We start from the raw sequence: 10643 nt of genomic DNA on the forward strand, positions 1-10643 counted from the left end.
CTGAACGAAAGCGGCAGGACAGGTCCGTCTGCCGCGCGGAAAAGCGGCTCTGCCGGGCCAGAATGCTGCGGGTTCGAGGCTTGATCCACCCGACTTCGGCCGTTTGCGCGACGACAGACACCGCTCGGGGCGAAAAACGCTTGCCCAGCGAGCAAAATCAGGCGATCTTGAAGTCAAGCGGCAGGCCACTTGGGGAATGTCGGTTGAATGGGGCCAATTGCACCCTGAGGATTCGATGCAGCTTGTCTCAGTTCTGAATCGGTTAGCCATCTTTGGAGCCCTCTGGGTCGTACTGACAGGCGGCGGGGTCGATTCCCTAGCATATGGCGCGGCCGCAGTCGCCGTGGCAACGGTGCTCAGCCTGCTGATCTATCCGGTTGACCGGCCCGGTGTTGTCGTTTGGCGCGCGGCGGCGATACTGCCCCGGTTTCTGGTGCACAGCGGGTTGGGTGGGCTGGACGTCGCGCGACGTGCTTTCGATCCACGCCTGCCGATTTCGCCAGGTTGGGTCGACATCCCCTTGTCGAGCCGGCATGACGCGGCCAATGTTCTGTTGGGGGGGCTGATCAGCATCCTGCCAGGCACGTTGTCCGCCGGACCGGGCGACGGCGAAATGGACATACACGTCCTGTATCTGCCGAATTTCACGCCGGGCGAGGTTCAAGCCGACGAAACCCGTATCCACGGTCTGTTCGACAGCCGCATCACTGAATATGGTGCGACGCATGGCTGACTGGTTCACCCTTGTCGCGATCTTCCTGCTCTTGACCGTCGCGGCGGCGCTGGTGCGCTGCTGGCGCGGGCCCGGCCCGGTCGAGCGGATCATGGCCGCCCAGCTTGCCGGCACCGGGGTGATCGGCGTCGCCGTCGTCCTTGGCGCGGCGCGTGGAGATGCGGCCTTCCTCGACGCGGCGCTGATCGGCACGCTGCTGGCGGCCATTGCGGTGACCGCCTTCGTGCGTGGCACCGCGAAACCCGGGGCAAAGGAATGAGCTGGATCGATCTGGCGGTGCTGGCGCTCCTCGGCGCAGGGCTGGCCTTCTACGCCGCGGGCTCGCTGGGGCTCTTGCGCTTTCCCGACACCGCCTCGCGGCTGCACGCGCTGACCAAGGCAGACAACCTTGGCCTTGGGCTGGTGGCGCTGGCTGCGGCGATTTACGGCGGGTCGCTGGCGGTGGCGGCCAAGATCGCGCTGGTCTGGCTTTTCGCGGTGATCGCGGCGGGCACTACCTCGCAGCTGCTGGCCCGGCGCGCCCGCCTGGACGAGGCCCGCCTGGACGATGCCGACAGCGCGCCGGACGGCGGCCTGCGATGACCTTCGCCTTCGACCTCATCCTGTGCCTGATGATCCTCGGCACTGCGGCCATCGCGCTGTTCGTGCGCGACGCACTGGCCGCGATCGCCTTCTTCATCGCCTTCGGCAACCTGATGGGCCTAGCCTGGCTGGGGCTAGATGCCGTAAACGTGGCGCTGGCCGAGATCGCCATCGGCGCGGGCGTCACCGGGGTCCTTCTGATCCTGGCGCGGGCGCGGCTGCTGGCCTTGGGGGATGCCGCGACATCCACCGGCTCGCCCCTGTTGCTGCGGCTGGGGGCCCTTGCCGCCTGCGCGGGGTTCGTGGTCCTGCTGGCGGCGGCGGTGCTTTCGATCCCGCCCGAAAGCGGGCTGGACCGGGTGGTGGCACCGCTGATGCCGGGGCTTGGCATCGAGAACCGGGTGACGGGCGTCCTGCTGGCCTTCCGCGCCTATGACACGCTCTTGGAAAGCTTCGTCCTTCTGGGCGCGCTGGTCGCGGTCTGGTCGCTGGCCCCGGCGGGGGCCTGGCCCGGCCGCCCCGCCGATCCCGGCATGACGGATGCGCCGATGCGCCGGGTTGCGGGCACCTTCGGCCAGCTGCTCCTGCCGGTGGCGCTGGTGATGGCGGCCTATCTGGTCTGGGCCGGATCGGACCTGCCGGGCGGCGCCTTCCAGGCCGGGACGGTCCTGGCGGGCGGCCTTCTGGTGGCGGCGATGGGCGGCACCATCGGCCTGCCGTCCAGCGACCGGCCGCTGCTGCGCGCGGCACTGGTGCTGGGGCCGGCGGTGTTCCTGGCGATCGGGCTGGCCGGGATCGCGGCGGGCGGCCTGCTGGTCTATCCCGAGGGGATGGCCAAGGCGCTGATCGTGATAATCGAATACGCCCTTTTCCTGTCGATCGGGGTGACGCTGGCCTTGCTGGTGGCCGGCCCGCCGGTCCCCGGCGCGTCGGACCCAAACCCGGAAGGGAAGGGCTGAGATGGACTTGCCGCTGTCCGACATCCTGTCCGCCGGGCATCTTTATGCCCTGACCGGCGCGGTGCTGGTGGGTCTGGGGCTTTACGCCTTCATCACCCAGCGCCACCCCTTGCGCCAGCTGCTGGCAGTCAACGTGGTCGGGGCCGGAATCTTCCTGATCCTGGGCAGCCTTGGCCGCGGCCCCGACGCGACCGATCCCTTTCCGCAGGCGCTGGTCATAACCGGCATCGTCGTCGCGGTCGCGCTGACCGCCTTCGGCGCGGCGATGATCGTGCGGCAGGCCGAGACGCGGGCGGCGGCGAAACCTGCCGCCGACGATAACGCAAGGGGCGCTTCATGAGCCCGCTTGACCTTGTGGTGGCCGTGCCGCTTTGCTGCATGGTGGCGGCGCTGATGCTGGGCCGGGCGGCGCGCTGGCTGATCCTGCTGGCGGCACCGCTGATGGCGGGGCTGGCGCTGTGGCTGGCGCTTTTGCCGCCCGATGCCGCCTATCTGGTCGGCCAGTGGGAGCTGCCGCTGGGCATCCTGCTGCGCGCCGACGGGGTGGCGCGGCTGATGATCCTGACCACCGCCCTGGTGATCGGCGCGGTCGGGCTGCATGCGCTGGCCGAGCCGCCGGAAAAGCCCGGCCACGCCGCCCAGGCCGAGACCTTCTGGCCGCTGGTCTACCTGCTCTGGGCCGGGGCGAATGCGGGGTTCCTGACCACCGATCTCTTCAACCTTTACGTCACGCTCGAGATGGTCAGCCTGGCCGCGGTGGCACTGGCGGCGATGGGCTCGCTGGCGGCGGCACTGCGCTATTTCATGATCGCGCTCCTCGGCTCGCTGGCCTATCTTCTGGGCGTGGCGCTGATCGTGGCACGCTACGACACGGTGGACGTGACCCTGCTGGCGCAGCTGGCCGAGCCTGATCTCGCGACGCTCATGGCGCTGGGGCTGATGACGGCGGGGCTTTTGATCAAGGCGGCGCTGTTCCCGATGCATGGCTGGCTGCCGCCCGCCCATGCCGCCGCCCCGGCCCCGGCCAGCGCGCTTTTGTCGGCGATCGCGGTCAAGCTGGGTTTCGTCATCCTGGTGCGGCTGTGGTTCGAGGCTTTCCCCGCCATCACCGGCCCGGCCGCGCTGCAGGTGCTGGGCGGGCTTGGCGCCGCGGCGGTGCTTTACGGCTCGGTCCAGGCGATGCGGCAGGACCGGCTGAAGGCGCTGGTGGCCTATTCGACAGTTGCGCAGGTCGGCTATCTGTTCCTGGCCTTTCCGCTGGTCGCGGGGGCCATTGACCCCGGCGACGCCTGGGCCGGGATGACCTTGCAGGCGGTGGCGCACATGCTGGCCAAGGCCGCGATGTTCCTTGCCGCCGGGCTGATGCTGAAGGCCGCCGCCGGAGACCGGATCGCCGATCTGGGCGGGCTGGCGCAGGCGATGCCGCTGACCGTCACTGCCTTCGGGCTGGCGGCGGTGTCGCTGATGGGGCTGCCGCCCTCGGGCGGGTTCACGGCCAAGTTCCTCCTCCTGACCGCCGCGATCGAGCAGGGCGCCTACCTATACGCCGGGGTGCTGATCCTGGGCGGGCTTCTGGCGGCGGTCTATCTTTTCGGCGCGCTCGCGGCCTGCTTTGCCCCCGCGACAACCCCGCGCGCGCCGGTCACCAGCGGCTTGCGCACGGCCGCGCCGCTGGCACTGGCGGGGCTGGCCATCGTGATGGGCTTTGGCGGCACAGCACTGGTCGAGCTGTCGGCGATCGCCGCGCCCTGGGCCGAACCTGCGGCAATCCTGCCGGAACCCGCGCCATGATGACCTTCGCGCCCTTGGCTCTGATCCTCTTGCCGCTGGCCGCCGCCGTGGTCAGCTTTGCCCTGCCGGAACGGCTTTCGGCCTGGCGCAATGCCGCGAACCTTGGCGTGGCTTGCGTCAAGCTTGTGGTGGTGACCTATCTGCTTATGCAGGCCGAGGCGGGCCTCGTGTTCGAATGGCGCTACGAGTTCCTGCCCGGCCATGATTTCGTTCTGCGGCTGGACCCGCTGGCGCTTCTGTTCGTGACGCTGTCGGTGTTCTTGTGGCTTCTGACCACGATCTACGCCATCGCCTATTTCGACCGGGGTCCGAACCTGCCGCGCTTCTTCGGCTTTTTCAACCTCTGCGTGCTGGCGGCGACCGGCGTGGCGATGTCGGGCACCGCGATCACCTTTTTCCTGTTCTACGAACTCCTGACGCTGGCGACCTGGCCACTGGTCGCGCACAAGGGCGACGAAAAATCGCTCAGGGCCGGGCGGATCTACCTGACCTACACGCTGGCCGGCAGCGTCGCTTTCCTGGCCGGGATCCTCTGGCTGCAATCGCTGGTCGGCCCAATCGAGTTCGCCACCCCGCCGGACCTTGCCGGCGTTCCCGCGCTGACCCTGACGCTGATCTTCATCCTGTGCATCGGCGGGCTGGGGGTGAAGGCCGCGATCTTCCCCTTCCACGGCTGGCTGCCCGAGGCGATGGCCGCCCCCGCCCCGGTCAGCGCGCTTTTGCACGCCGTGGCGGTGGTCAAGGCCGGGGCCTTCGGCATCGTGCGGATGATCTATGATGTCTACGGCATCGGCACCGTGGCCGAACTGGGCCTTGGCGTGCCGCTGGCGGCGCTGGCTTCGGTGACGATCCTTTACGGCTCGGTCCGGGCGCTGATGCAGAGAGACCTGAAGAAGCGGCTGGCCTATTCCACCGTCAGCCAGGTCAGCTACATCGTGCTGGGTGCCAGCCTGATCGGGCCTTTCGCGGTGATCGGCGGGCTGGTGCATCTGGTGCATCAGGGCATCATGAAGATCACGCTGTTCATGTGCGCGGGCGCGCTGGCGAACCGGATGGGGATCAAGGCGATTGCCGATCTCGACGGTGCCGGGCGGCAGATGCCGGTGACGATGGCGGCGTTCTCGGTGGGGGCGCTGGGGATGATCGGGATGCCGCCGGTCGCGGGCTTCATCTCGAAATGGTATCTGGGGATCGGGGCGCTGCAATCGGATGCGGCCTGGGTAGTCGCGGTGCTGGCGGGGTCATCGCTGTTGAACGCCGCCTATTTCCTGCCGCTCCTCTACCGCGCCTGGCTGTTGCCACCGCCGGCCGACCGGCCCGCCATCCGCGAGCTGGCCACCACCCGCGACCGGATGCTGATCCTGCCCGCCGCGTTGACGGCCCTGGTATCGCTGGGGGCAGGCATCTTCGCCTCGTTGCCGTTCAGCCCGCTGGGCTGGGCCACGCTGATCGCCGAGGGGGGCTACCTTCGATGACCGCCGACCTGACCCTCCTTCTGCCGCTGGCCGTGCTGTGGCCGATGCTGCTGGCCGGGCTGGCGCTGCTGCCGGGCTGGGGCCCGCGCATGCTGACGTTTCTGCCGCTTGGCCCCCTGCCGGCACTGGCCGCCGCTCTTTTCGCGCCGCGCGACACGCCCGTCGCGCTGCCGGGGGTGCTTCTGGACGGCGGGCTGGACCTGACTGCGACCGGCGCGATCTTCCTTGGCGGAGCGGCGGTTCTGTGGTTCTGGGCCGGGGTCTATGCTGCCGTCTACCTGCGCCGCGACGGGCGGCCCGCCGCCTTTGCGCTGTTCTGGAACCTGGTGCTGGCGGGCAATCTGGGCGTCTTCATCGCCGCCGACATCGTCAGCTTCTATGTCTTCTTCGCGCTGGTCTCGCTTCTGGCCTATCCTCTGGTGATCCACGACCGCCAGCCCGCCTCGATGCGGGCGGGGACGGTCTATCTGGTGCTGGCGGTCACGGGAGAAGTTGCGATCCTGGTCGGGCTGATGCTGGCCTCGTTCGGGGCGGGCGGCGCCATCGGCATCGAGGCGGTGCGCGCAGGGTTAGCCCTGCCCTCGGCGCATCCGGCGGCGCTGCCGCTCCTCATCGTCGGTTTCGGGATCAAGGCCGGGCTGATGCCGCTGCATGTCTGGCTGCCGGTGGCGCATCCGGCAGCCCCGGTGCCGGCCTCGGCGGTGCTGTCGGGGGCGATCGTCAAGGCCGGGATCTTCGGCATGGTGGCCTTCCTGCCGCTGGGCACGCCTGCGGCGGTCGCGGGCAATGTGCTGATGATCCTGGGCTTTTCCGGCCTGTTCCTTGCGGCGCTGCTGGCGGTCGGGCAGGCCGGGGCCAAGTCGGTACTGGCCTATTCCACCGTCAGCCAGATGGGTCTGGTCATGGGGGTGCTGGGCGTTGCGCTGGCTGCGGGCAGCGCGCCCGCCACGGTGCTGCCGGCGGTGGCGCTGTTCGCATTGCATCACGGGCTGGCCAAGGGGGCGCTGTTCCTGGGCGTCGGCCTCGCGCCGCTCTGTCGGCGGGCCTGGCGCTGGGGGTTGATGGCGGTGCTGGCGGTGCTGGGCCTGTCGCTGGCCGGGATGCCGCTGCTGGCCGGGGCGCTGGTGAAATCGGCGATGAAGGACCCGGCCGGAGCGCTTGGCGCGACGCTGATCGGTCTGTCCGCACTGACCACGGCGCAGGCCATGGCGCGCTATCTGGCGGTGCTGCCGAAGGCGAAACCGCGCCGCCGCCCGCCGCTTCTGATGGCGCTGCCGTTCCTGGCGCTGGCCGGGGCGGCGCTATGGCTGCCCTGGCTGCTTTACGCCGATGTGACCGGCAAGTCCCCGCTGGCGGCGGACCTCGCGTCGAAGCTGGCCGAGGCCTGGCCGCTGGGTCTCGCGGTGCTCTTGATCGCGGGCGCGGTCGCGGTCGGGTTGAAGCCGCCCGCCCTGCCCGAGGGCGACGCGCTTGGCCCGGTGCAGCGCCGGGCAGCGGCCCTGACCGCCGCCGCAAGGGCTGCCCTGCGCGCCGGGTCACGGTCGCTGCGCCGCTCGCGCCCGCGAAAGCAGGCCGTCATCGGCGAGGATCTGGACCGGATCGAGGACATCTTCCGCGAAGGCGCCGCCGCCGCCATCCTGCTGCTGGCCATCGCGGGGGCGGTCGTCGCGGCCAGCCTGATCTAGACTGGCCCGACTTTGGCCCGACTTCGGCGCGACTCTAGCCTATTGCGCGACGTAGCCGCCGTCGACCGGCACCACCGCGCCGGTCATGAACCCGGCCTCGGCCGAGCACAGCCAGACGATCAGGCCCGCCACCTCGTCGGGGGTGCCGATGCGGCCCATCGGGTGCAGTCCGTCCATCATCTGCCGGCTGGTCATCTTGCCGCCCGTCGCCTGATCGGCCAGCGAATCGAGCATCCGCGTGTCGATCCCCGCCGGGCAGACCGAATTCACCCGGATCCCCGCCTTGGCATATTCCAGCGCCGCATTGCGCGTCAGCCCGTTCACCCCGTGCTTGGAGGCGACGTAGGCCGATAGCCCCGGAAAGCCGATCAGCCCGGCGATCGAGGACAGGTTGACGATGGATCCGCCGCCCCCATCACCGCCTTGGGCCAGCATCTGGGTGATCTCGGCCTGCAGGCAGAGGAAGGTGCCTTTCAGGTTGACCGCGATGATGCGGTCGAAATTCGCTTCGGTCTGCTCGATGAAGGGTGCGATCGCGCCTTCGATGCCGGCGTTGTTGCAGGCGCAGTCCAACCGACCATAGGCCGCGACCGTCCCGGCGACCAGCGCCTTGACCTCGGCCGCCAGCGACACGTCGGCGCGCAGGAACCGCGCCTCGCCGCCCTTGGCGCGGATCATCGCCGCGGTTTCCTCGCCGCCGATGCTCTCGACATCCGAGACCATGACCTTCGCCCCTTCGGCGGAGAATTTCAGCGCCGTCGCGCGTCCGATCCCCGCCGCGGCGCCGGTGACCAGCGCGGGGTCGGTTCAGGCTGGGGGCGAAATGACACTCTAAGCGTTTCCGCTAACCATGGGGCTCCGTGGGAATCTCTGCAATATTACCCGCTAAGAGATTTTTGGCGTGACGGAAAACAGATGATTTCCGCGTAGCGGTTCGGCGGGTCGAAATCGACGGGGTGACTGGGCAATTATTTGCGCGACAAACCCTGTCGGAATGTGAGACTGTGCGGCAACACGGAATTTGAGGTTTGTCGTGCATGTTGATCGGTTACATGCGGGTATCGAGCGGTGATGAGCGGCAGTCGGTTGCCTTGCAGCGCGACGCCCTGCTCGCGGCCGGGGTCGATCAGCGTCACCTGCATCAGGATCGCGCTTCGGGCGCGCGCGACGATCGGCCGGGGCTGAAGGCTTGCCTTGCGGAATTGTGCGAGGGTGACGTGCTGGTCGTTTGGAAGCTCGACCGTCTGGGCCGATCACTCTCCCACCTGATCAGAATCGTTGAGGATCTGAAGATGCGCGGGGTCGCCTTCCGCTCTTTGACGGAAGCTATCGACACGACGAATTCGCACGGTGCGTTCCTGTTCAACCTGTTTGGCACGCTCGCCGAATACGAGAGAGTGCTGATCACGGAGCGGGTCAACGCTGGACTGGCGGCGGCACGCCGGCGCGGTCGCAAGGGCGGTAGGCCACCGACGATCGACACCGAAAAGGTTGAGCAGATTCTGGCGGCGCTGGAAGCCGGCGCCAGCAAGGCGTCGGTGTGTCGGACATTCAAGGTGCCGCGCTCGACTCTCATCGATACATTGCGGCGAACCGGATGGACCGGACCGGGCAAAGAAGATGAGCCTGCTCCCCCAGTTTGAGAGCGGGTGTGACCGATGGCCTTCCTCGACGCGCAGTCGCGCACCGTTCTGTTCGACCCACCCGATGTTTATGAAGAGGCCCTCGCGCGCTATGCGCTGTCCGCTGAGGACATCGCTTTCGCCAGGGCGCATCGCCGATCGCATAATCGTCTGGGTTTTGCCATCCAACTCGCCCTGGTGCGTGATCTCGGTCGTCCGCTCCGCGCTGGGGAAGTTCCGCCTCAGGCAGTCGTCTCCGTTGTCGCCGACCAGTTGGGCATCGACGCTGCGGTGTTCGCACTCTATGCCCAGCGGGAGGAAACCCGTCGAGAACATACGCGGGAGATTGTCGTCGCACTGGATCTCCGGCCCGTCCGGGCGAGCGATTATCGATCCCTGATCACCGCGGCGGCACGCGAGGCAGCCGCTACCGAACAAGGCGAGCCGATCACCAAGGCCGTGATCGAAGCCCTGAAGGAGAGGAAGCTGCTCGTTCCTGTGCCGGAACTGCTGATACGTCTGGCGATGGCGGGCCGGGCGGCAGCGCGACGACAGGCTTATCGCGGCTTGATCCGGGGCATGGAGCAACCGTCCATCGAGGCGCTTGATCAGCTTCTCATCGATCGGTCCGGCGATCGGAGCCATCTCGGCTGGATTGCGGAAGCGCCGGAGGGGACGAAACTGAAAAACCTCAAGGGCCTGATTGCCCGGCTTGAGGTTCTGCGTTCGGCGGCGATTTCCGATGAGCGACGTAAAACGATCCATGCCAACCGCTATGGCATCATCGCCCGGGACGCCCGCATTCTGCATGCCCGTGAGATACGACGCCTTACATCCGAGCGCCGCTACGCCACGCTGACGGCGTTCGTCATCGAGAGGCAGGCGGCAATCACCGACCTTGCGATCGACATGTTCTGCAAACTGATCGGCAGCACCCGGCGCAAGGCTGAACTGAGCCGCACAGAACGCCGGCTGAAAGAAGCCGAGATTCTTGATGGGGTGGCGCTCGATCATCTCAAGCTTGGCGAGGCGCTTCTGGCCGCCCGTGAGAACAACACCGATCTCGCATCCGCAATTGCAGTCTCACTCGGCTGGGACGGATTGACCGCCAGCGTGGCCGCAGCCAGGTCCGTCGTGCGCCCCGATCGCAGCGACGAATTCGATGAGCTCATAGAGCGGCACAAATCGCTGCGAAAGCTGGGCAGGCTCATGTTCGGCGCGTTCTCTTTCCGGTCGTTTCGTCCCGATGATCCGGTTTTGAAGGCAGTGGATCATCTGCGTGCGCTCTACAGTGGCAGGAAACTACCCGCGCAGGTGCCGTTCGCGTTCATGACGCGCAAGTGGCGGCGACGTGTGCGCTCGGACGGTGTCACCATCGACCTTCGGGCTTGGGAAGTGGCGGTACTCGTTCACCTTCGAGAGCGCCTGCGGGCCGGTGACATATGGGTTGATGGCAGCCGAGCATGGCGCAGTTTCGAGGATTATCTTCTGCCTCGACCGATCTTTGCCCTGATGCGCGCCGAAGGCCGGCTCGGGCTTGCCATCCCTGACAGCTTTGCCGAATGGCGAGCCGAACGCACCGCCACGCTCGACGCGAAACTCAAAGAGCTGGCAAGGGCGGCGGCCGCCAACGCCATTCCGGATGCGGCTATTTCCGACAAGGGTTTGTCGGTCTCCCCGATCCGCGAGGAGGAGCGTGACGGGCTTGTCGCAAAGTCAGGTTCGGCCCGCAGTTTGCCCTTGAATCGGGTGCGCTTCACGCTTTGTTAACCTTTTGAAGTCCGAAGAGGCGCGCG

At 67.8% G+C, this 10643-nt stretch carries 11 protein-coding genes; 10 read left to right on the forward strand and 1 reads right to left on the reverse strand.

Annotation, left to right across the window (positions count from 1 at the left end; translation table 11 throughout):
* Nucleotides 1–103: 103 nt before the first annotated feature.
* From ACQKP1_RS25490 to ACQKP1_RS25525, 8 genes are read left to right on the forward strand one after another with little or no spacing between them, the layout of a single operon-like run.
* Nucleotides 104–733, forward strand: a complete 630-nt coding sequence (locus ACQKP1_RS25490; RefSeq protein ID WP_427277460.1) for a Na+/H+ antiporter subunit E — start codon at nucleotides 104–106, stop codon at nucleotides 731–733.
* Nucleotides 726–992: a monovalent cation/H+ antiporter complex subunit F gene (locus ACQKP1_RS25495; protein ID WP_140984673.1), complete on the forward strand. Its 267-nt coding sequence runs from the start codon at nucleotides 726–728 to the stop codon at nucleotides 990–992. Before ACQKP1_RS25490 ends, ACQKP1_RS25495 begins: the two co-directional genes overlap by 8 nt.
* Nucleotides 989–1315: a cation:proton antiporter gene (locus tag ACQKP1_RS25500; protein WP_203021271.1), complete on the forward strand. Its 327-nt coding sequence runs from the start codon at nucleotides 989–991 to the stop codon at nucleotides 1313–1315. Before ACQKP1_RS25495 ends, ACQKP1_RS25500 begins: the two co-directional genes overlap by 4 nt.
* On the forward strand, nucleotides 1312–2274 hold the full coding sequence (locus tag ACQKP1_RS25505; protein ID WP_203018861.1) for a hydrogenase subunit MbhD domain-containing protein: 963 nt from the start codon (nucleotides 1312–1314) through the stop codon (nucleotides 2272–2274). Before ACQKP1_RS25500 ends, ACQKP1_RS25505 begins: the two co-directional genes overlap by 4 nt.
* Nucleotide 2275: 1 nt before the next feature.
* Entirely contained in the window at nucleotides 2276–2614 is a 339-nt protein-coding gene (locus ACQKP1_RS25510) for an NADH-quinone oxidoreductase subunit K (protein WP_246754036.1), read from the forward strand.
* The gene (locus tag ACQKP1_RS25515) at nucleotides 2611–4065 is read left to right on the forward strand and encodes a complex I subunit 5 family protein (RefSeq protein WP_427277461.1); all 1455 of its coding nucleotides are present in this window, start codon (nucleotides 2611–2613) and stop codon (nucleotides 4063–4065) included. Before ACQKP1_RS25510 ends, ACQKP1_RS25515 begins: the two co-directional genes overlap by 4 nt.
* Entirely contained in the window at nucleotides 4062–5540 is a 1479-nt protein-coding gene (locus ACQKP1_RS25520) for a proton-conducting transporter membrane subunit (RefSeq protein WP_427277462.1), read from the forward strand. The genes ACQKP1_RS25515 and ACQKP1_RS25520 overlap by 4 nt, the downstream gene beginning before the upstream one ends.
* Nucleotides 5537–7225 (forward strand): complex I subunit 5 family protein, encoded by a 1689-nt coding sequence (locus tag ACQKP1_RS25525; protein ID WP_427277463.1) that lies wholly within the window; start codon nucleotides 5537–5539, stop codon nucleotides 7223–7225. The genes ACQKP1_RS25520 and ACQKP1_RS25525 overlap by 4 nt, the downstream gene beginning before the upstream one ends.
* 39 nt (nucleotides 7226–7264) lie before the next feature.
* Here the strand turns inward: ACQKP1_RS25525 and ACQKP1_RS25530 are convergent, their stop codons facing one another.
* Nucleotides 7265–8020 (reverse strand): glucose 1-dehydrogenase, encoded by a 756-nt coding sequence (locus ACQKP1_RS25530; RefSeq protein WP_427277465.1) that lies wholly within the window; start codon nucleotides 8018–8020, stop codon nucleotides 7265–7267.
* A 242-nt stretch (nucleotides 8021–8262) separates the two neighbouring features.
* Here ACQKP1_RS25530 and ACQKP1_RS25535 point away from each other — a divergent pair, with 242 nt between their 5' ends.
* On the forward strand, nucleotides 8263–8868 hold the full coding sequence (locus ACQKP1_RS25535; RefSeq protein WP_055971942.1) for a recombinase family protein: 606 nt from the start codon (nucleotides 8263–8265) through the stop codon (nucleotides 8866–8868).
* Between the two features lie 15 nt (nucleotides 8869–8883).
* Nucleotides 8884–10617 (forward strand): DUF4158 domain-containing protein, encoded by a 1734-nt coding sequence (locus ACQKP1_RS25540; protein ID WP_427277464.1) that lies wholly within the window; start codon nucleotides 8884–8886, stop codon nucleotides 10615–10617.
* Nucleotides 10618–10643: the final 26 nt, after the last annotated feature.

The sequence above is a fragment of the Allorhizobium sp. NPDC080224 genome, from assembly GCF_050281005.1.
Taxonomy (GTDB): domain Bacteria; phylum Pseudomonadota; class Alphaproteobacteria; order Rhizobiales; family Rhizobiaceae; genus Allorhizobium.